General features: G+C 61.2%; 17 protein-coding genes and 1 pseudogene. 13 read left to right on the top strand and 5 right to left on the bottom strand.

The features are described from left to right. Window positions 1–34 precede the first annotated feature (34 nt). Window positions 35–1,162, bottom strand: coding sequence for a sugar ABC transporter substrate-binding protein (locus FVF58_RS15780; protein WP_149670823.1), 1,128 nt, complete (start codon window positions 1,160–1,162; stop codon window positions 35–37). 312 nt (window positions 1,163–1,474) lie between these two features. Here FVF58_RS15780 and FVF58_RS15775 point away from each other — a divergent pair. Continuing rightward, window positions 1,475–1,790 (top strand): annotated as a pseudogene (locus FVF58_RS15775) (hypothetical protein); the annotation flags it as partial. 450 nt (window positions 1,791–2,240) lie between these two features. Further along, entirely contained in the window at window positions 2,241–3,593 is a 1,353-nt protein-coding gene (locus tag FVF58_RS15770) for a dicarboxylate/amino acid:cation symporter (RefSeq protein WP_149670822.1), read from the top strand. Window positions 3,594–3,689: 96 nt separating this feature from the next. On the opposite strand, the gene FVF58_RS15765 is transcribed toward FVF58_RS15770, so the two are convergent. Both FVF58_RS15765 and FVF58_RS15760 read right to left on the bottom strand, forming a co-directional pair. Next, window positions 3,690–4,349 (bottom strand): carboxylesterase family protein, encoded by a 660-nt coding sequence (locus FVF58_RS15765; RefSeq protein WP_223191151.1) that lies wholly within the window; start codon window positions 4,347–4,349, stop codon window positions 3,690–3,692. A gap of 57 nt (window positions 4,350–4,406) precedes the next feature. Further along, a complete protein-coding gene (locus FVF58_RS15760; RefSeq protein ID WP_149670934.1) occupies window positions 4,407–5,384 on the bottom strand; it encodes a LacI family DNA-binding transcriptional regulator in 978 nt (325 codons plus the stop codon). 267 nt (window positions 5,385–5,651) lie between these two features. Between FVF58_RS15760 and FVF58_RS15755 the strand changes: the two genes are divergently transcribed. The 8 genes from FVF58_RS15755 (at window position 5,652) to FVF58_RS15720 (ending at window position 14,864) form a co-directional block, all read left to right on the top strand. Next, window positions 5,652–7,181, top strand: a complete 1,530-nt coding sequence (locus tag FVF58_RS15755; protein WP_425468948.1) for a UxaA family hydrolase — start codon at window positions 5,652–5,654, stop codon at window positions 7,179–7,181. A 98-nt stretch (window positions 7,182–7,279) separates the two neighbouring features. Then, window positions 7,280–8,563, top strand: coding sequence for an MFS transporter (locus tag FVF58_RS15750; protein WP_149670933.1), 1,284 nt, complete (start codon window positions 7,280–7,282; stop codon window positions 8,561–8,563). Further along, complete coding sequence (gene hpaI, locus FVF58_RS15745; RefSeq protein WP_149670932.1) at window positions 8,535–9,317, top strand: 4-hydroxy-2-oxoheptanedioate aldolase; 783 nt, start codon at window positions 8,535–8,537, stop codon at window positions 9,315–9,317. Before FVF58_RS15750 ends, hpaI begins: the two co-directional genes overlap by 29 nt. A 113-nt stretch (window positions 9,318–9,430) precedes the next feature. After that, window positions 9,431–10,744, top strand: coding sequence for an MFS transporter (locus FVF58_RS15740; protein ID WP_149670820.1), 1,314 nt, complete (start codon window positions 9,431–9,433; stop codon window positions 10,742–10,744). Next, window positions 10,741–11,799 carry a cyclase family protein gene (locus tag FVF58_RS15735; protein WP_149670819.1) on the top strand — a complete coding sequence of 353 codons (1,059 nt, stop codon included), beginning with the start codon at window positions 10,741–10,743 and terminating at the stop codon, window positions 11,797–11,799. The genes FVF58_RS15740 and FVF58_RS15735 overlap by 4 nt, the downstream gene beginning before the upstream one ends. Before the next feature lie 40 nt (window positions 11,800–11,839). Continuing rightward, entirely contained in the window at window positions 11,840–12,922 is a 1,083-nt protein-coding gene (locus FVF58_RS15730) for a tartrate dehydrogenase (RefSeq protein ID WP_149670818.1), read from the top strand. A gap of 14 nt (window positions 12,923–12,936) precedes the next feature. Further along, window positions 12,937–14,409, top strand: coding sequence for an NAD-dependent succinate-semialdehyde dehydrogenase (locus FVF58_RS15725; protein WP_149670817.1), 1,473 nt, complete (start codon window positions 12,937–12,939; stop codon window positions 14,407–14,409). 221 nt (window positions 14,410–14,630) lie between these two features. Next, complete coding sequence (locus tag FVF58_RS15720) at window positions 14,631–14,864, top strand: hypothetical protein (RefSeq protein ID WP_149670816.1); 234 nt, start codon at window positions 14,631–14,633, stop codon at window positions 14,862–14,864. On the opposite strand, the gene FVF58_RS15715 is transcribed toward FVF58_RS15720, so the two are convergent. Beyond that, a complete protein-coding gene (locus FVF58_RS15715; protein ID WP_149670815.1) occupies window positions 14,861–15,550 on the bottom strand; it encodes a TetR/AcrR family transcriptional regulator in 690 nt (229 codons plus the stop codon). The genes FVF58_RS15720 and FVF58_RS15715 overlap by 4 nt on opposite strands. Window positions 15,551–15,613: 63 nt before the next feature. Between FVF58_RS15715 and FVF58_RS15710 the strand changes: the two genes are divergently transcribed. From FVF58_RS15710 to FVF58_RS15700, 3 genes are all read left to right on the top strand, one after another. Beyond that, complete coding sequence (locus FVF58_RS15710; protein ID WP_149670814.1) at window positions 15,614–17,743, top strand: alpha/beta hydrolase fold domain-containing protein; 2,130 nt, start codon at window positions 15,614–15,616, stop codon at window positions 17,741–17,743. Window positions 17,744–17,846: 103 nt separating this feature from the next. After that, window positions 17,847–19,592: a long-chain-fatty-acid--CoA ligase gene (locus FVF58_RS15705; RefSeq protein WP_342802403.1), complete on the top strand. Its 1,746-nt coding sequence runs from the start codon at window positions 17,847–17,849 to the stop codon at window positions 19,590–19,592. A gap of 262 nt (window positions 19,593–19,854) precedes the next feature. Further along, window positions 19,855–21,006 (top strand): porin, encoded by a 1,152-nt coding sequence (locus FVF58_RS15700; protein ID WP_149670813.1) that lies wholly within the window; start codon window positions 19,855–19,857, stop codon window positions 21,004–21,006. Between the two features lie 144 nt (window positions 21,007–21,150). Here FVF58_RS15700 and FVF58_RS15695 read toward each other — a convergent pair whose 3' ends face one another. Further along, on the bottom strand, window positions 21,151–21,711 hold the full coding sequence (locus FVF58_RS15695) for a hypothetical protein (protein WP_149670812.1): 561 nt from the start codon (window positions 21,709–21,711) through the stop codon (window positions 21,151–21,153). Between the last annotated feature and the right edge of the window lie 97 nt (window positions 21,712–21,808).

The following is a 21,808-nucleotide window of genomic DNA, read 5'->3' as shown; positions in this document are numbered from 1 at the left end:
TTCGTCTCCCGTCACGTCGCCGGCCATTACCCGATCACTGGTTGCCCTGGCTCTGCTTCATGATTTCCTGCGCGGAGAAATTGATGCCGCAAGTCGGAAACGAGTTGCCGACGAAGAAGTTGTCGGACTCGTTAGGGAAATAGTTGACGCCCGCCTTTAGCTTCGCATCGTCGGTGACGTCGAGCGGCAGCTTGATCGCGACCGGGATCGTCTGGCCGTCCAGCGCAGCGAGCGCCGTCTTGATCGCCACGGCCACCTGCGCGGGACCGCTGCCCGCTGATGTGCACTTCAGGCCTTGGCTCCCATACTGTGCGCAGAACTTGCGAAAGCCGTTTTCCGTTTCGCCGCCGAACGGCACGAAAGGATGCTTCGCATCGAGCATCGCGCGCACGACACCCGTGTCGCCGCCCTGCGCCGAAATACCATCGAAATGGCCCTGCACGGCAACCGCGTCGGCGACGGCCTTCTGCGCGACCCCATCGTCCCACTTGCCGTAGACCTGGACAACGTTCCACTTCTTGCCGGTCGCGTTCAACGTATTCTGGAAACCATTGTGCCGGTCAGTGTCGACCGACGTGCCCGCCACCCCGCGGACCTCGAGCACCTTGCCTCCATTCGACAGATGGCTCGCGAGCCAGTTGGCCCACAGCACGCCGAGCCCGTACTGGTCGACGTCGACGTTGATCGCGTCTTCGCTGTCGAGCGTGTTGTCGAACGCGATCAGCACGACGCCGGCCTTCTTCGCGCGGCGGATCGCGGGTCCGAATGAGGCGGGATTCTGCGCGTCGACGATGATCGCGTCATAGCCGGCATCGATGAAGTTGTTGACGGCCGAAATCTGCGCCGGCACGTCCTCGCCGGTCGAGACGACCTTAAATTCCTTGAGCTTGGCGGCGACATCCGGTTGAGCCGTATAGGCCTTGGCCGTCTTGATCATCTGGATGCGCCAGGTGTTCGCGATGTAGCCATTCACGAGCGCGATCCGGTATGGCCCGTTCTTCTTCGGATACTTGACGAACTTCGTGTCGCTCTTCCAGGGAACCATGCACGTGGGATCGCTGGGCGGGCCGGAAACGATCGATGCTTGCGCGAAAGCTGTACTTGCGCACAGCGCCAATGCCGCGGTCGCCGCCGCTCGAAGGACCTGGATTCCTGAAAGCATGTTGTCTCCGTTTAGTTGGATTGAACTTACCGATTGCCGGCGCACACGGCTCGCGTGGATTGCCGACACGGTGTGCGTGATGCAGGGAATCTTGCGGATATGCTAAAGCGGAACTGGATCGGACTCGCCGAATCGGCCGAATGGCCTCTTCAAAGGCGCCCCTCGAAGCGAAACGAAGGGCATGCGCGAACACCGCCCCATCTGACAATGGATTGTTACTGGCATACCAATCTGCGCGCGATAGTGGTTTACCAGTGAGCCCGGTGCCCGGCCCGATCGGGCTGAAACCCACGCCGTTTCTATGCTTGATGGGACAACACGTTTTCCAGTAACGAGTTTCATTGGGACGAGCTGGCCAATGAATATCGTTGTCCTGCGGGACGCGCGTTACGCATTGACCGGCGTCAGTTCAAAAAATCATGCACGCGCATCGCGAAGGCAGACACGGTTATCTACCGGTCGAGCCAGTTTCGACTGTGCCGGCTGTTCGATGAAGGCTCGCCGCTGCCCGAATACGTCTATGCGCAAAATCGCCCGCGGCATTCAAGAAGCCGCGCGCGATGAAGCCAGACGCATGGCGAAGCGGATCATGCCTGGAAGCACAAAGATGAAGACTGCCGCCGGGTGATGCACCACGGAGCGGTCACTCCGCCACGATCCACAGGTTCGGAAACGGCGACAGCGCAAGTTCGCATCTCGCGAGCCCATGGCTACGTATCAAAACAAGACTTTTTAAACGCAATCAGGATGCAACGGTCATTCACGCCCGGTTCGTGGCGTCGGGTCAGCGCCAGCACAACGACAGCTTTTGTTACCAAACGGTTTGCTGCAGTGCACGCTCGGGTTTGCCCGGTTGCCCTGGACGGATGCGAAGCATAGCCTTCGTGATGATTTAGTAAGAATCTAGTCGCAGGTTGCCGGGTAAGCCAGCCGTTCTCGCGGTCTGCGCAGCATGCACAGGTATCTCGACTGCACTCCACAGTTCGGTGCCGGGATGCTTGCCCGTCGTCATAGGGGTCACGCTGGCGTGTCAAACAACGCTCTGAATGACGACTGAAGTGATTGTTCTGGGGCTCAAATGGCTTCGCACAAACCGCTTTACAGATCACTTTATTTTCAGGTACTCGTCGCGATCGTCGCCGGTATGCTATTGGGATATTTCGCCCCGCACACTGGTGAGGCGATGAAGCCCCTCGGCGACGCCTTCATCAAACTGATCAAGATGATCATCGCCCCCATCATCTTCTGCACCGTGGTCGTCGGCATCGCCGGCATGGAGGACATGAAGAAGGTGGGCAAGACAGGGGGATTGGCGTTGCTCTATTTTGAGATCGTCAGCGCTATCGCGCTGGTGGTCGGATTGGTGATCGTCAACGTGGTACAGCCGGGCGCCGGCATGAACGTTGACCCGAGAACGCTGGACGCGAAGGCAGTGGCTACGATCACCAGCGGGCGAAAGTTGGAGAGCACGACCGAATTTCTCATGAACATCATCCCCTCGACCGTGGTCGACGCGTTTGCCAAGGGCGAGATACTTCAGGTTCTGTTGTTCGCGCTCATGTTCGGCTTCGCGTTGCACTGGTTCGGCGGTAGAGGCACACTGATATTCGACTTTGTCGAGAAGATCTCCCACGTGTTCTTCCGCATCGTCGGCATCATCATGAAAGTGGCGCCGATCGGCGCGTTTGGCGCGATGGCCTTTACCATCGGCAAATATGGCATCGGCAGCATGGTCTCCCTTGGGATGCTGATGCTCACGTTCTATGCGACCTGCCTTTTCTTCATCTTCGTCGTGCTAGGACTGATTGCCCGGTTCCATGGTTTCAGCGTGTGGAAGCTGATCAAGTACCTCAAGGAAGAACTGTTTATCGTTCTTGGAACCTCCTCATCGGAAGCAGCGCTGCCTCGCGTCATGGTGAAGCTGGAGAATCTTGGCGCGAAGAAATCGGTGGTTGGACTAGTCATTCCTACCGGATACTCTTTCAATCTCGATGGCACGTCGATCTACCTCACACTGGCTGCCATCTTTATCGCCCAGGCGACGAATACCCCGCTGGATCTCACGCATCAGCTTACGTTGCTAGCCGTATTGCTGCTGACCTCTAAAGGCGCTGCTGGTGTTACAGGCAGCGGGTTCATCGTGCTTGCGGCAACGCTGTCTGCGGTCGGACATGTACCGGTTGCAGGTCTTGCGCTTATCCTTGGCATCGACCGCTTCATGTCCGAAGCGCGCGCGTTGACGAATTTCATCGGCAATGCTGTGGCGACATTGGTGGTCGCCAAGTGGACCAACGAACTGGACCAACCCAGAATGCGCCGGGTGTTGGATAACGAGACTCCAGAGGAAGCGGACGAGCCGGAAAAGGTGTTTGACCGTACGGACGAAACGATGCCTATCGGTAGGGCGGAACCGCGATCGCATAACGTCTAGGGAGCGTGTGGACACTGTATCTAGATCGTTGACGGATCGCCGCGCGTACAGCGGCTGCGGCGACTCGCGCCAAGCAGTGAAGTCAGGGTGCCTTACTCAACGGCGTTGCCTGAAAATCCAGGCGCGGATCGGTTCTATCGTGTATGCGATGCGCCATGTGTTCCGGTGTCCACTCGCTCCGGCTGCGGACTGACCTTCAGGGATGACGGTGCCTTTCTGGAACGCGACGTAATTGATCGGATTGTTTTCAGCGTCGATTTTTTCGAACGCTGCCTCGAATTCCTTTGGCGTCCACGTCCCATCCCACACGGCGCGACTCACTTGCGCGCCCTGTTTCTCCAGCGCGGCGGTGATGGCATTTTGTTCCGGCCACGCCTTGTCGTCATCCTGCGAAACCAGAATCCATAATTTCTGCCGGGCAAGCGGCTTCACCAGTGCTGGATCCCACTGACCGGCAACGAGAAAGGACGCAGCGAAGAGTTCAGGGTATTTGATGTCCATCGCAATGGACATCATGCAGCCGCCTGACTGCCCCGTCGTGTATAAGCGTTTGCGATCGATGCTGAATTTCCCGGTCAGCATCTTGATGAGGTCGATCGTGGTATCGAGCATGCTGGACGTAGCAGTGAACCCGTCCAATGGGAACAGGCGTGTGGGGAATAAGACATCGGCCTGCCCGGCCTCAGCCTGAAAAGAGGGTGCGCGTGCCGTAGCAGCAAAGCAGACGTCTGGCGTTACAAGCGCTGCGGCACCCATGCCAAGCCCCGCCCTTCGGGAGTCTTAACCGCTTTAGTTTAATGGTCCGCGGCGGCCTCAGGTGCTCTCGCGCTCAATCAGGCTGAACCCAACGTCGACCATTTGCTCGTTGCCAGCGCGGTTCTCGATACACTCGACGAGCATAGTCGCCGCAAGCGAGCCGATTCTCGTGCCGTCTACTCTCATGGTCGTCAACGGTGGCGTTGTGTCCTTCGCAAAGTTCAGATCACCATAGCCGATCACACGCAACCGCCCAGGCACTGCAATGCCTTGGCAATCGGCTTCCATCAACACGCCGAGTGCAAGAATATCCGCGCCACAAAAGACGGCGTCGATATCGGCATTCGTGTCGAGCAATTCCTTCAACGCTCGCCGCCCGTCACCCAGATTCGCCGGGGACTCGACCGTCACAACGGGGATTGCGGCGCTTGTCTTCGTTTTGCCGAACGCTTCGAGGAACGCCTTGGTGCGCGCTTGCGCGCGCCGGTCGCTGGGCGTGACGACAGCGGGGCGTCGCGCCCCGCGCTTCTTCATGAATTTCGCAACGGCCTTTCCGACCTGCTCATGCGAGAAGCCGACCAGCATGTCGATCGGTTCGCTTGTGAGGTCCCAGGTCTCGACGACAGGGATGCCGCACGCGTGCAGCTTTTGCCTGGCGCTCTGGGAATGAACGACGCCGGTCAGTACGATGCCGGCGGGCCGCCGGCCGATCACCGCGTCCAGCAGGGCATCCTCGCGCGACTCGTCGTATCCGCTTTGTCCGATCAGCAACTGGTAGCCCGCCGCAGCAAGCTCGGTCGTCAGGGACTCGACGGTTTCCTGAAACACCGTCCCAGCCATTGCGGGGATCAGTGCAACGATCAGATCGCTGCGAGTCGACGCCAGTGACCCGGCAATCAGGTCAGGGGTATAGCCGGTTTGCCGGACTGCCGCTTGGACGCGCTCCAGCGTATCGACGGAGACCAGTTCCGGCGCGTTCAGCGCGCGCGAGACGGTCACTTTCGTGACGCCGACGAGCGCCGCGAGATCGCTCAGCGTCACGCGGCCGGAGTTCTTCCGAGCGCGCCGGGAGGCACTTCGTTCGGCAGGGGCAAGTGGGGCAGTAGGCAGTTTGCTCACGTCGTTGATCACTCAGGCCCAAAAAAGTTGCTGGCAATTATCGCAAAAGCATACTACCATGCGCTCAATGTTACCGGTTACATAAACCGGTAACATAGGTGGAGCGATGGGCGGTGAGCACGGAAAAATTGCGCGCCGCTGGACTTGAAGAGACAGGAGACGAGTATGTCGCAGGCTAGCGCGGTGGTGAGCGAACCGCTAATCCGGCTTAACGCCGCGGACAATGTATTGATCGCGCGCGAGTCGCTGTCCATCGGGCTGCGAGTGTGCATAGGCGATGCGACGATCCGGATGCGTGCCCAGATCGCAGCCGGCCACAAAGTGGCGGCTCAACATATCCCGCGTGGTGCGCCGATCCGCAAATACGACACCATCATTGGCCGGGCGGCCCGCGATATCGAGGCGGGTGATCACGTCCACACGCACAACGTGGAACTGATCGATTTTGAGCGCGATCCGGGCTTCTGCCTCGACGTCCGTCCGGTCGAGTACGTTGCAGACGCTAACCGCGCCACATTCAACGGCATCGTTCGGCCCGATGGCCGCGTTGCGACGCGCAACTTCATCGGGATTCTGGCATCGGTCAACTGCTCTTCGACGGTCATCAAGAATGTTGCTGCCTGGTTCACGCCCGAGCGGCTTGCGTCTTATCCGAATGTCGATGGCGTTGTCGCGTTCGCGCAGACGAGTGGCTGCGGGATGTCCTCGCCCAGCGAGCACTTCGACGTCCTGCGCCGGACGCTCGCCGGCTATGCACGTCACCCCAATCTTGCCGGAGTGCTGATTGTCGGGCTGGGCTGCGAACGTAATCAGGTCGGCGCTCTGCTCGATTCGCAGGGGCTCCGCCCGGGCGCCTTGGTCCACACGCTGGTGATGCAGGACGAAGGTGGAACCCGTGCGACGATCGAGGCGGGTATCGCAGCCATCCAGCAGATGCTGCCGGCGGCGAACGACATCGAGCGTCGTCCGGTGCCGGCGAGCCATCTGAAGATCGGCCTGGAATGTGGCGGTTCCGACGGTTTCTCGGGCATCACGGCGAATCCAGCCCTCGGCGCGGCCATGGATCTTCTGGTGCGTCATGGCGGCACGGCCATTCTTTCGGAGACTCCTGAAATTCATGGCGTCGAATACATGCTGACGCGCCGTGCAGTGACGCCGGAGGTCGGCCAGAAGCTGCTCGACCGGCTTGCGTGGTGGGAGCAGTACACGCGCGGCCACAACGGTCAGTTCAACGGCGTCGTCGGACCCGGTAATCAGCAGGGCGGCCTCGCCAACATCTTCGAGAAGTCGCTCGGTTCGGCGATGAAAGGCGGGACGACACCGCTACAGGCTGTCTATGAATACGCCGAGCCAATCGACCGGCCCGGCTTCGTATTCATGGATTCGCCCGGCTATGACCCCGTCGCGGTTACCGGGCAGATTGCAAGTGGCGCAAACCTGATCTGCTTTACGACCGGCCGCGGTTCCATGTTCGGCTCGAAGCCCGCGCCGACCCTCAAGCTCGCGAGCAACACGCCCATGTTCAAGCGGCTGCGCGACGACATGGACATCAATTGCGGACTGATTCTCGATGGAGAGCGGACAGTCGAAGAGATGGGTAAGGATATCTTCGAGCAAATCCTTCGGGCCGCTTCGGGCGAGCGCACCCGCAGTGAACTGCTCGGGCTGGGCGACCACGAATTTGTGCCCTGGCATATGGGCATCGTGAGCTGAAACGCCACCTCGTACCTACAAAGAAACGGAGACAGAGATTGAATCGAGCCTTGCAACAGGAGTCGCGCAGTAAAGTGCGCTGGCTGGTGGCTGGCCTGATGTGGTCGGCCATTGCGATCAACTATATCGATCGGACCGTGCTGTCCGCCGCGGCACCCCGCCTTCAATCCGAGTTCCATCTTGGGTCGATGGAGATGGGTATCGTGATGTCGGCGTTCTTCTGGTCGTATGCGCTGCTGCAACTGCCTGCGGGCATGCTCGCGGATCGCTTCGGACAGAAACTCGTGCTGGGCGCTTCGGTGTTCTGGTGGTCGCTCGCCACGGCCGTGACGGGACTTGCCAACGGCTTCAAGTCCCTCGTGGCCCTGCGGGTCATGCTGGGCGTTGGCGAGGCGGGGGCCTATCCGAGTAACGCGGGCATCGCGTCGCGCTGGTTTCCGCGTAAAGAGCGCGCAACCGTTGCCGGCATCTTCGATAGCGGGTCGAAGCTTGGCGGGGCCGTGGCCCTCCCGCTGATCACGTTTTTGCTGGCGACTTTCGACTGGAAGGTCACCTTTGCGATCACCGGTGTGCTGGGTCTCGTGTGGTGCGTTGTCTGGGTGCTTGTGTTCAAGAACTCACCGGCCGACCATCGGCGCGTGAATGCCTCCGAGCTTGCCTATATCCGCGACGGCGAACAGGCGCCGCGCGGCGGCAGTGCCCTTGCCGATGTGCCCTGGTACAGGGTCTTCGCGCACCGGAACATCTGGGCCATGTGCATTGGCTTCTTCATGATCAACTACAACTCGTACTTCTTCATCACCTGGCTGCCGACGTATCTCGTCAAGGAACGCGGCATGAGCCTGATGGAGATGGGCTTCATGGCTTCGTTGCCGCTCATTCTTTCGATGATCGTCGAAATATTCGCGGGCTGGGCCTCCGATCGTGTGTACGCCTCTGGACGGCTGTCGCTCACCGCGACCCGCAAACTGTTTCTCGTGATTGGCCTGCTGATGGCGTCAAGCATCGGATTCGCGGCGTTCGCAGCTTCGCCGCTGGTGGCCGTCGCGTTGCTCTGCGTGGCGAAGTCGGGCACCACCGTCGCCGCATCCCAGGTCTGGGCATTGCCGGCAGATGTCGCGCCGCGGGATATGGTGTCGCGGGTTGCCGGCATCCAGAACAGCGTCTCGAACATGGGCGGCGTGGTTGGTCCGATCGTCACGGGCGCGATCGTGGGGTCAACCGGCTCGTTCGTTCCCGCGCTCATGTTCTCGTCGGCGCTGATCGTCATCGCAATGCTCAATTATCTGTTTCTGCTCGGAAGGGTGGAACCCATTCAGTTCAATCAAGTCCCCATGGAGGCTACCCATCGTGATGAACGCAACGTCGACGCCCGTGCTTAATCCATTCAAGGCGGCGCTTGCAAACGGCCAACGGCAGATCGGTTTCTGGCTTTCGATGGCCGATGCCTATCTGGCCGAAGTCAGCGCGACCGCCGGCTTTGATTGGTTGTTGATCGACGCGGAGCACGCCCCGAACGACGTGCGCAGCATTCTTTCGCAATTGCAGGCGGTTGCGCCGTATCGCGCCGAAGCCGTCGTAAGGCCCGTCAATGGTGACCCGGCATTGCTCAAGCGCTTGCTCGATATCGGCGCGCGTAACCTCCTTGTTCCGATGATCGATACCGCCGATCAGGCCCGCGCGTGTGTAGCCGCCGTCCGCTATCCGCCCCATGGAATTCGTGGTGTGGGCAGTGCGGTGGGACGTGCGTCGCGCTGGAACTCGCGTGTCGACTATCTGGATATCGCGGACAGTGAAGTCTGCCTGCTCGTGCAGGCGGAGACTGTCACCGCGCTCGAGAATCTTCCGGCGATATGCGAGGTGGACGGTATTGATGGCGTCTTCATCGGGCCGGCGGATCTGGCCGCGTCGATGGGGCATCGTGGCAAGCCCGGCCATCCCGAGGTACAGAGCGCGATCGAGGCGGCGATGCGCACCATCATCGCTTCCGGCAAGGCGGCCGGCACATTGACCTCGGACCCGGCGCTCGCGCGTCGCTATCTCGATCTTGGATGCACGTTCGTCGCGACCGGCGTGGACATCCTCATGTTCGCGAACGCAGCACGCAAGCTTGCCCGCGAGTTCATCGAGCAGTGAGAGCATGGGGCACGGACCCGGCAGGCGTCAGCGCGGACCGTGTAAGCCAGATTGATTGGGTCAGGGCAGCAGCCCGATATTGAGTCGGACATTTACACGTCAGGAGATGATCCATGCACGATGCCGCAACGGAGCCCGCTACCCAAGCGGGGAGGGAGACGAACTCCAGCGCTGCCTTACTCAGGACGCACTGGCAAATCATTTTCGCCGCAACGGCGGGCTGGGCGCTCGACGCTTTCGACTTCACCATCGTTCTGTTCCTGATTCCGCATCTGGGGAAGGTGTTCGACGTGGGTCTGCCTGCGATGGCGTTTATCATCACTGCCACCGGCTTTGCCAAGATCGTGGGCACGATTGGCTGGGGGCTCGCCGCCGATCGCTTTGGCCGCAAGCTTGCTTTTATGGCAGCCGTGCTGTGGTTTTCATGTGCTTCGGGTTTGAGTGGACTTGCGTGGAGCTACGCGTCCTTCATGGCGTTGCGCGTCCTGTTTGGTCTCGGCTTCGGCGGCGAATGGACGGCCTCCGTATCGTTGCTGATGGAAACCGTACCGGAAAAAATCCGCCCGCTGGCCTCGGGCATCATGGTCGCGGGCTACGAGTTCGGCTACATGTTGGCGGCGCTCGCCTTTCATTTCCTGTTTCCGGCCCTCGGCTGGCGCTGGATGTTTTTTCTCGGCGTGGCGCCTGCGATCCTTACCCTGTTCCTGCGTCGTAACGTCAAGGAATCGGATGACTGGGCGCGTCAGCGGCAGCAGAAGAGGGAGGGGCGCACGTTCAAGCCGTTCCTGTTCAATCCTGCCGTCGCGCAAGCCTGGGCGTTTTCGGCCGGCATCAACTTCATGCTTTGGGCTGTGCAGGTGCTGTATCCCACGTTCCTGCTCACGACCCAGCATCTTGATTCGGGCTCGATATTTCCGTTTGTGGTGGCGTATTCAGTGGGCTCGGTGATCGGCAAGCCGCTTTCGGGTTATGCGGCGAGCCGCTTCGGCGAGCGCCCGACCATCACGGTCTTCATGTTGATCGTGATTCCGTCGACAGTCCTGTACACGCTCGTTTCCAATCACTTTCAACTCGGTGCTGGCGCATTCCTGATGGGCATGTTTGCCAACGGCCTGTTCGGAATCCTGCCCCTCTACCAGGCACGGCGCTTTCCGGTCGAAGCTCGGGCAACCGGCATTGGAATCAGTTACGCGATGACCTCGGTGAGTGTGGCCGCACCTTACGTGATAGCGCTCGTGACACCGTCGCTCGGACTCAGATTTGCGATGGCGTCGTTTATCGCCGCAGGCGCGTTGCTACTGATCGCCATCAGTGTCTTTGATACGTCGCGCTGGATGCCTGACGAATCGGCTAGCCCGGAGGCCCGGTCAGATCGTGATGACGCAGGCGGGGACGCCAGTTTTGCTATGGCAGACGCAGCCCGATGACGCGATCGAACAGTACCAGCCGCTGGAATCAGCGGCCAGAGGATTCGAACTGGGGCGACTTCGGCCCCGACGATCAACTTGGACGGCTCAATCTGTTGACGCCCGCAAAGGTTCTCCAGGGGGTACAGGAAGTCCGTGAAGGCCGCGTGTTCTGCTTGAGCCTGCCGCTCGACTGTCCGGGCGGCACGGCATTGAATCCTCGTCGCCAGCCGCCACGCATTGAGCCGACACGGCGTGGCGACCGCGCGAACATGACTTACCCGCTCTCACGCGACAACCCTCATTTGCTCGACGTCATTTGCGACGATACGGCGCATCTTGCACTCCAGTATTCGACACAGTGGGACAGCCTCGCTCACATGGGGCAGTGGTTCGATCTCATGGGCGAAGGCGTGCCGGAAATGGCCTTCTATAACGGCTTTCGGGCTGGCGAGGATATCGTCGGGCCGATCGATTATCGGGGCGGTGATGAGTGCGCCGCCGAGCGTCCTTCAGGCGCCTACCGTCTTGGTATCGAGAACATGGCCGCGACGGGCGTGCAAGGACGTGGCGTCATGATCGACCTTAAGCGTCATTTCGGCACAACGCAGATCGCTGTCGGCTACGCTGAGCTGATGGAGGTCATGGACGCACAACAGGTGGTGGTCGAAGCCGGCGACATGGTCTGTCTGCGCACCGGCACAGACGAAGCGCTGCTCGAGATGGCCGGCGTGCCCGACATGGCTCGCCTTCGTAACAGTTTCGCCGCGCTGGATGGGCGGGATGAGAAATTGCGCGACTGGATTATCGAATCCGGGGCAGTAGCATTGATAGCGGACAACGCGGCCGTGGAGATGCTGCCGGCCCGACCGGCTGCAAGTGACCGGTACGCGTCCCATCCGCTACATGATCTGTGTCTGTTCCGGCTGGGCGTTTATCTCGGCGAACTCTGGCATCTGAGCGAACTGGCCGACTGGCTGCACGCGAACGGACGTAACCGGTTTCTACTCACCGCACCGCCCTTGCGGCTGCCTGGCGCGGTTGGCTCACCGGTGACGCCTGTGGCAACCGTGTAGTCCCGCAATGAACTATTCGTTATCTGTAGAGGAAAGTCACATGAACAAGCCGTACCGCATCGCCGTCATTCCCGGAGATGGCATAGGTAAGGAAGTGATGCCCGAAGGTCTGCGTGCGCTCGAAGCCGCAAGCAAAAAATTCGGCATCGCACTGGAATTTCAGCACATCGAATGGGCGAGCTGCGACTACTACGCGAAGCACGGCAAGATGATGCCGGACGACTGGAAAGCGCAGTTGCAACCCATGGATGCGATTTTGTTCGGCGCGGTCGGCTGGCCGGACGCAGTGCCCGACCATATTTCGCTGTGGGGTTCGTTGCTGAAGTTCCGGCGCGAGTTCGATCAGTACATCAACCTGCGCCCCGCGCGTCTCTTTGCCGGCGTGCCTTCGCCGCTTGCAGGCCGTAAGGCGGGCGACATCGATTTCTGGATCGTGCGCGAGAACACCGAAGGCGAGTACTCGTCGGTGGGCGGCGTGATGTTCGAGGGTACGGAGCGCGAGTTCGTGCTGCAGGAATCCGTGTTCACGCGGCACGGCAGCGAGCGCGTGCTGAAGTTCGCGTTCGACCTTGCCCAGCGACGCGAGCGTAAAAAGATCACCGTCGCGACGAAGAGCAACGGCATCGCGATCAGCATGCCATGGTGGGACCAATGCGCGGCCGGTGTCGCGGCACAATACCCGGATGTGACGTGGGACAAGCAGCACATCGACATCCTCTGCGCGCGTTTCGTGCTGAATCCGGACCGCTTCGACGTGGTCGTGGCCACCAATCTGTTCGGCGACATCCTCTCCGATCTCGGTCCCGCCTGCACCGGCACGATCGGCCTCGCGCCCTCGGCCAACCTGAATCCCGATCGGAAGTTTCCTTCGCTGTTCGAACCGGTCCACGGTTCGGCGCCCGACATTTTCGGCAAGAACATCGCTAACCCGATCGCCATGGTCTGGTCGGCCGCGATGATGCTCGACTTCCTGGGCAACGGCGCAGGCGTCGAGCACGAGGCACACAATGCCATGCTCGCCGCGATTGAAGCGGTGCTCAAGGAAGGCCCGCACACCGGCGATCTTGGCGGCCGGGCGAACACCACGGAAGTAGGCAAGGCGATTGCCGAGCGGCTCGCCTGAACAAGGAGTTTTCGATGGCAACGAAATTCGACATGAGCGACCTGATCCGAAACGATCACTTTATCGACGGCAAGTGGGTTGCCTCTGCAAGCGGCAAGCGCTTCGACGTGACGAACCCGGCGACGGGAGAAGTGATCACCGCCGTCGCAGACGGCAACGAGGCTGATGCCCGCGCCGCGACAGACGCTGCTGCGCGCGCTTTTCCCGCCTGGCGCGACGCGCTGCCGAAGGAGCGCGCGGCTGTGCTGCACCGCTGGCACGCGCTGATGCTCGAAAACGCCGACGCGCTTGGCCGCCTGATTTCGCTCGAACAGGGCAAGCCTTTCGCGGAAGGGCGCGGCGAAGTGCTCTATGGCGCATCGTATGTGGCGTGGTTCGCGGATGAAGCGACGCGCATCTACGGCGACCTTATTCCGCAGCAGCAGCGCGGCAAGCGTATGAGCGCGGTGAGGGAGCCGGTTGGGATCGTCGCGGCCATCACGCCATGGAATTTCCCGCTGGCGATGATCGCGCGCAAGATCGCGCCGGCGCTCGCCGCAGGTTGTACGGTGGTCGGTAAGCCGGCCGAAGACACGCCGCTCACCGCGCTTGCGCTCGTGCATCTCGCGCACGAAGCAGGCGTGCCGCCGGGCGTGCTCAACCTGATCGCTGCATCGCGCGAGAATGCGGTGCCCGCGGTTGCTGAGTGGTTGCACGATAGCCGCGTGCGCAAGATTACGTTCACCGGCTCGACGCCGGTCGGCAAGTATCTGGCGCGTGAGTCGGCGGATACGCTCAAGAAGCTCTCGCTCGAACTGGGTGGCAACGCACCCTTCATCGTGTTCGACGACGCCGATCTCGCCGCTGCCGTCAGTGGTCTGCTCGTGTCGAAATTCCGCAACGGAGGGCAGACTTGTGTGTGCCCGAACCGCGTCTACGTGCAGTCGTCGGTGTACGAGAAATTCGGCGACATGCTGGCCAAACGCGTCGCGGCATTGAAGGTCGCGCCGGCGACCGACCCCTCCGCTGAGATCGGCCCAATGATCAACGCGCGCGCCATCGACAAGATCGCGCGCCACGTCGACGATGCCGTCTCGAAAGGCGCGCGCGTGCTCGCGGGCGGAAAGCGGCTCACCGCACTCGGTTCCAACTACTACGCGCCGACCGTCCTCGCCGACGCCACCAGTACGATGCAGTTGAGTTGCGAGGAAACCTTTGGCCCGGTCGTGCCGCTCTTCCGGTTTGACGACGAAGCACAAGCAATCCGCGCCGCCAACGACACGCCGTTTGGCCTCGCATCGTACTTCTACAGTCAGGACATCCGCCGCATCGATCGCGTCGTGCGCCGGCTGGAAGCGGGTATCGTCGGCATCAACGAGGGCGCACTCGCGAGCGAGGCCGCGCCGTTTGGCGGCGTGAAGGAGTCGGGCTATGGCCGCGAAGGATCGAAGTACGGCCTCGACGATTATCTATCGATCAAGTATCTCTGCCAGGGCGGACTCGAATAAGCGACGGCATTGGCACATGCCGGCGATCTTCCGTAAGAAGCAGATCGCGCTGGCTATTGAAGATTCCGTGACACGGGCCGCGACGGCGGCCAGTGCACGACCTACAGCCGGCTCGCGTTGGCTTTGGTAGCGGGTGTCGCAGCGTCAATGTGAATCGCGACGTGCGGACTGTCGATGGCTGGTGGCTCGGCTCAAACGATGCAGGGCCATCGGACAAGTGTGTGAATGTGATCCGCCTTGAAGACCTCGACCATCAACCCATCGCTGTCGTGCTCAACTATGCCGTACGGTCTTCGATCATGAACGAGTCGACGCTGCAAAGCGGCGGGATGCCGGTGGGCGCCGACCTCGCGGGAACCGCCACGCGTTACGTCGAGCAGCAGTATGGGGATAAAACCGTGGCACTGTTCCTGATTGGCGCCGCGAGAGATCAGGCGCGTTGGCAAGACGACTAGCGCTCGCCCTCAGATCCTCCCAGCAGGGACCGCGTTTCCTCCGAGGGCTCTGCGGTCAGTATGCTTTCAAAGGTGTCCATCAAGCTGGATACGGCGTATTGCGGGGACCAGAGCCCTCCCGATTCGCCATTGTCCCGACTTGCTTCCCACGCTGCCAGTGCGGCATTGCCGTAGATGCCGACGAGCGACAGTCTGTGATCGACTATTTCCGGCGGAACATCTGAAAGCAGGGTTCGGAGCTGGGCATTGCAACGCTGATAACCCAGATTCCACTTGTTTTCCAGTGCCTCCCGCAAGAACGCGCGGTTGTTCAACTGGAAGTTGGCGATCATGCGGATGTACGTCGCCTGACCCGTACGATCCGCCAGCTCAAGCATCGGAAAGAGCAGCGCGCCCAAGACCGCGCGCACGTTTATCGCTTCCTCTGCCTCCAGTCTGTCGAGCCGCGCCTGACGGTCTTCGTCTATCAGGCGCGCGCCGTCCACTATCAGCTCACGTGCCAGTTCAAGTTTGGTTCCGAAGTAATAGCGCAGCGAGGCGCTGTTTCGCTGCCCTGCGGCGGAAATGATGTCCTGCACGGACACTCCGTCCAATCCGCGCAGCGCGAACAGGTGTTGGGCTTCTTCTTTTAAGCGACTTCGCGTCTCCGCCCCGTCCGAGCGAAGGGTTTTCCCTAGTGTCGTCATTACTTTACCATGTCGAGTTAATTAACTACACTGCAATAACTAACCGAGTAGGAGAAACTTAACATGAAAGTCATAGTTGTTGGCGGAGGCATTGGTGGGTTAACGACTGCCCTGGCGCTGCTGCGCCACGGTATCGAACCGATTGTACTGGAGCGCACCCCGCAATTGACGGAGGTCGGGGCGGGTGTCCAGATCGCTGCGAACGGCACGATCGTGCTGCGTGAACTGGGGCTTGAGCCGGCGCTGGCGAGCATTGCGACCGTGCCGGAGCGCTTTGACTACCTCGAACTGTCGACCGGGCGTCTCCTGTACGTTGCGCCACTGGGCAAGGAGGCCGAGGCACGTTACGGCGCGCTGCTCTACAACGTCCACCGCGCCGACCTGATCGACCTGCTCGCGAAGGCCGTGCCGCCCCATGTGATCCGGCTGGGGGCGGAATGCGCGTCGGTTTCCCAGGACGACGAGGGCGCCTGGGTCACGCTGCAAAATGGCGAAGTGATTCGTGGCGACGCCGTGATCGGCGCGGATGGCATTCACTCTGCCGTTCGGACTGCCCTCCGGGGACCCGAGGAGAAGCAGTTCGCCAACATCCTGATGTGGCGCTCGCTCATCCCTGCCGACCGGCTCACGGGTCTGAAGTTGCCGGTGGCGGGGAACAACTGGTTCGGCGTGGGCAGGAACATCGTCTCGTACTGGGTTCGCAAGGACCTCTACAGCATTCTTGCGTCGGTGCCGGCAACCGAAGTGAGCCGCGAGTCGTGGACGCAGTCGGGGGACGTCGCGCAACTGCGGCGTTCGTTCGAGGGTTCCGAACCGACGGTCCAGAAAATGCTGGACGCCGTGGACTCGACGTTCATTACCGGGATGTACCACCGGGATCCGATCGAACAGTGGAGTACCGGACGGATCGCCCTGCTCGGCGACGCCGCGCATGCGATGGTGCCCTACCTGGCGCAAGGCGCCTGCCAGGCGATCGAAGACGCATGGGTCCTCGCCACCTGTCTCAAGAATCATGGCAGGGGGGGCGTACAGGATGCGCTGCTGGAATACGAACGGCGCCGCCAGCCGCGTACCACGCGGATTCAGGCTGGAGCGCGATTTGTCGTCGATTGGGCACACGAGCCCGACGAGGCGCGCGTACGCCAGCGTAACGGACGACTGAAGGGACTCTCGCGTATCGATCCGCTGGCCGAGGCTTCGTGGTCGTTCGCGTGGGGGCACAACATCCTCGAGGCCGCCAGGCTGCCGCCGGGCGAGGTCGTAGGCCTGAGCGCGGCACGCGAAGGAAAGCGGATGGAGCGCCCCGAGAGCCAGCGCGCTTTCGATCTCTGGAAGGGCGTGTTCAAGCCGGATGACATTGCTCGTGGCGACCGGGGGCAGCGTGCAGCCTACGAACGGTTCCTGCTGGAGCAGTTTCCGGCGCCCGCAAGCACCGAAGTGGCGGACGTCGATCTTCACGGGGTGAGCGCGTTGCGCGTGGTTGCAGCGGGAGCAGGGCAAACGGCGACCGTGTTGCACTTCCACGGCGGCGGCTACGTGCTGGGTTCGGCGAAGAGTTCGGTTGAATACGCAAGCCGTCTCTCGCGCGCCCTGAACGGCCCGTGCTACACGGTCGACTATCGCCTCGCGCCCGAGCATCCGTATCCGGCGGCATTCGACGACGCATTCAGCGCCTGGCGCGGCTTGCTCGCTTCGGGTGTCGATCCGTCGACTGTGTTCCTGAGCGGCGAATCGTCCGGGGGCGGCCTCGCCCTGGCGATAGCTGCCGCATTGCGTCGCGCGGGTCTGCCGTTGCCGGCCGGCGTCATTGCAATCTGCCCGCTCACTGACCTCACGCTCGGCGGCCCCTCCGTCATGGCGAATTCGGGAGACGACCCGGCCGCGAATCGCGAGACGCTTTCGAACCTTGTCGCGTCTTACTTCCAGGGCCACGAGCCGACCGATCCGATGGTGTCGCCGCTGTTCGCAGACCTCGCAGACCTTCCGCCGGTATTCCTTTCGGCCGTCGAGGGAGAGGTGCTCGAAAGCGACACGACTCGTTTTGCGGAGCGGGCAAAAGCAGCCGGCGCGAACGTGACGCTGAAGATGGTGGCCGATTCGGTTCATGTCTTCACGCTCTTCCCGTTCCTGGCGGAAACCGCCGAAACGCTTGAAGAAATCGGCCAGTGGAGCCGCCAGCTCCTTCAGAAGTAGACAGACGCATCCGCCTCGCCCATCGCGCCAGGTCCGGATGCGACGAACTGCTCACGCATCACCGACGCGGCCCGATCCTGCCTGCGTCACAGGCGATTTGCCCGTGACGCAGGCAACCGGTTTCAAGGCGCTTCGCCATATCACTGCATTTCGTCTCATGCCCGGAGTAGACATGACGGCAACATCAACGCGTCGACTGGTCGACGTGCCGCGGAATATATCCGCGCCGCAGACATCGCTGTACACGAATCTCGAAGTCTCCTCGAACCGCCATCCGGAAAAGGCCGCAATCCTTTACTACGGCAGTACCGTAAGCTACCGGCAGTTGCAATACGAAGTCGCAGCGATGGCGGGATTCCTGCAGCAGCACTGCGGCATCGCGCGGGGCGACCGCGTCGTGCTTTACATGCAGAACAGTCCGCAGTTCGTCGTCGCCTTCTATGCGGTCCTGCGCGCGGATGCGGTAGTCGTGCCCGTCAATCCGATGAACCGGACTTCGGAGCTGCAACACATACTTGAAGATAGCGGGGCCAGGGTCGCCTTCGTCGGCGAAGAACTCATGGAGCACGTACGGTCGCTGTCGGGCCGCCACGTGGACTATGTGATCCCTGCACGTTATGCCGACTATCTTTGCGACCAGACCGATCTGCCGCTGCCCGACGTCCTGACATCGTCCGGACCGCGGCCTCATGCAGAACCTGTCGGCGACCGTGCTGCCCTCATCGGCTGGACCGACGCGCTCTCTCGCGCGTGCATTCCGCGCGACCACGAATCGCGGCCCGAGGATCTGGCGGTCATTCCGTATACGTCCGGCACGACCGGGCGCCCCAAAGGGTGCATCCATACACATCGTAGCGTGATGCATTCAACGGTCTCGTGCGCTGCATGGCCGAGCCTCGCAAGCGAGAGCGTGATGCTGTGCTCCGTGCCGTTGTTTCACGTCACCGGCATGCAGAACTGCATGAACATGCCGATCTTCATCGGCGCGACGATGGCGATCATGACCCGCTGGGACGCGAAATGTGCCGCGCACGTGATCGAACGCCACCGCGTCAGCACATGGGTGACGGTTCCCACGATGCTCATCGACCTGCTGAACCTGGCGGACGTCGACAGGTTCGACCTGAGTTCCATTGCGTACCTGAGCGGCGGCGGTGCCGCCATGCCGCAGGCCGTCGCACAGCAGATAGAGGAACGTTGGGGCATCCCGTACGTAGAAGGGTACGGCCTCACCGAGACGATGGCGGCGACCCACATCAATCCGCCGAAGCACAGCAAGCACCAGTGCATGGGGGTGCCGGTCTTCAACACGGATTCACTCGTCGTCGATCCCGAGACGCTCGAGCCTCTCGGTGAAGGAGAAACAGGTGAGATTCTCGTAAGCGGACCTCAAGTATTCGACGGGTATTGGAAGTCCCAGCAAGCCACCCAGGATGCGTTCGTCCTGATCGATGGGAAGCGATACCTGCGCACGGGAGATCTCGGCTACGTAGATCGGGATGGGTATTTCTTCATCATCGACCGGCTGAAGCGCATGATCAATGCATCGGGTTACAAAGTCTGGCCGGCCGAGGTCGAGGCAATGCTGTTCGAACATCCTGCCATACAGGAGGCGTGCGTCATTGCGACTCACGATCCGCGTCGAGGCGAGTCGGTAAAGGCGGTCATCGTGCTTCGGAACGGCGAGCGCGCGACTGAACAGGAAATTGTGTCGTGGGCCCGCGAGCGCATGGCCTCCTATAAGGTTCCGCGTGTCATTCAATTTGCCGCCAGCTTGCCCCGTACGGCGAGCGGAAAGATCCAGTGGAGACTGCTGCAGGAAGATGAAACGCGGAGTCGAAACACTTGATCCGAAGGCCGCCGGATGGATTGATCTGTTGCCCGCCGACACGCGCGATCAGTAGCCGCAACAGGGCTGCCCCGGCTTACCGGTGACTTCAGCAGGCCCAGCCGGAAGCATGATCCTCGATCGAGACGACCGGAACCTGCTGCGGTCGCAAGTGATGCAATAAGAAGAAATCAGACGCTCGTGCTCAGCTCGCAATAAATAAGTCGTAGATGTGGTTCATATAGTTCGCAGTGCGACATAAGCATAATACTGGAGTCTGGATATGGAGAAGGTAAGGAGATGGTTCGGAAAAGAGCGGCATCGACGCAAGGCAGGCCTGTTGGCTGCCATCATGTCTACTGCGACGCTGTACTCCGTTCCGGGAGCCGCGCAGTCGTCGGTAACGCTTTACGGCCTCGTCGATACGGGAATTCGCTACACGACTCATGCGGATCCGCAAGGCGATTCTCTCGTCCGGCTCGCGAGCGGCGCAAGCGAGAGCCACTTCGGATTCAAGGGAGTGGAAGACATTGGTGGCGGAACGAAGGTCGTATTCGATCTCGAGAATCGCTTCTTCCCGAACTCCGGGGCGACCGACCCCGCCTATCCGTTCTTCAATACGGCTTTTGTCGGCGTGCAGTCGAGCAGTTACGGAAAGTTGACTATGGGGCGTCAGATCAACCCACTTGCTGACGCTGTGCTGAGCGCCTTCGTGACCAATCTATGGCTCCCAACCTTCTACCAGTTCCGGCCGGAAGTCATCATGGCTCAGGGCGTATGGACAAGCAACATGGTCAAATACGCGGCGAGATGGCAATACCTGACGGCCGAGGTGTCCTATGCGTTTGGTGGTAAAGCAGGCGCATTCGGTGCGGGAAGTCAGATTGGGGCATCGCTTCTCTATTTGCCGGCCGCACCATTGCGCCTGGCTGCCGCGTACCTGGACTCGCGCGATGCAGTGAACGCTTCCGCGCACCTCAAATCGTGGACTGCCGGCGGATCATATTCGTTCGAAAGTACGACGCTGACGGCAGGCTGGGCCGTGAACAGACAGGATGCCGGGTTTGTCGGCAATTTCCCTAACGGGCCTTTCACCGCGCCGGAATTGACCGCGCTTAAATTCAATACGTTCAGTTCCCGGCAAATGTTTTTTGGTGGGGTGACGCAGCAGTTAGCGGACGTGATTCACCTTTCTGCGAACGTGTGGCGCACGATTCAGACGGGGAAGACGCAGTCAGCCAACGGGAACGCGACGCAATTCCAGATGCTTGCGGACTATAACTGGTCGAAACGCACGGATACCTATCTGGAAGCCGACTACTCGCTTTACCGCGGCGGAATGGTCGGCGCCCAGTTCCAGGGCGTCAACGCCCTCAGCTCGGCGTACGGCACGACCCAGCTAGGCATCATGGCTGGCTTGCGGCACATGTTCTAGCCGTACGTACACCAGACACGTGCCCGGCATCGTCCCGATGCGCGACCGGGCGTGGCTTCGTTCAGACCGTCAATCAGGATGCAACAGCACCCATGTGGACCAGGGTAGGCAGGTTGGACTCGTCACCGACCTGAGTGCGGCGACTCAAAACGGGTGCTCGGCACTGATGGCCGCGCCGGTATCCCGCGTGTGAGTTACCGGAACGTGGGCGGCCGCTGAGAAGTTCCAGTCTCCCACCGTGACCAGCGGCGGTACCTCCGGGTGCACGGCAGAAGACAGCAAACCGTAGCTATCAACCTGCGCGGCCTGGTTCAACGGTCCTGTGGGGGCACCGGGGCGTACGTCGGGTGCGGCCTGGGGAACGGCCGGCGTTGCGGCTGACGACTTTGCCAGACGCGTGGCGTAATCCAGTTCGAAGGGGCTCAGGTATTTAGCCTGCCGTGAAATGGCAGATATGGTCATGGTCGGTGGGGGCGGCGGGGCGGAATCGACCTGCTTTGCGGCAGCGACATGCTTTTTAGCGGGTTTCGGCCTTGCTGGCTCGCCCGCGGCTGTCGCGGCTAACGCGAGGAGAAGCGTACCGATAATCCAGCCTCTGATCTGGTGGCGTTTCGAGGGTACAGAGCGAATGAACATCACATTTGGGGAGACCAGGTTGGCGCGCGTTGGCGGCGCGGCATTGCCGCTTGTGGAGTCTATGGCCAACCACCTTTCCGAAAAATCCGGGGGAACCCTCTGCCTAACCGTTGCAAAGCACGTAACTCAGCGCAAATGAACGGGCCGACGCCACCGCAGAGCGTCA

The organism is Paraburkholderia panacisoli, from assembly GCF_008369935.1.
GTDB lineage: Bacteria > Pseudomonadota > Gammaproteobacteria > Burkholderiales > Burkholderiaceae > Paraburkholderia > Paraburkholderia panacisoli.
Note: the sequence above shows the minus strand (reverse complement) of the source record. Positions and strands in the feature narration are given on the sequence as shown.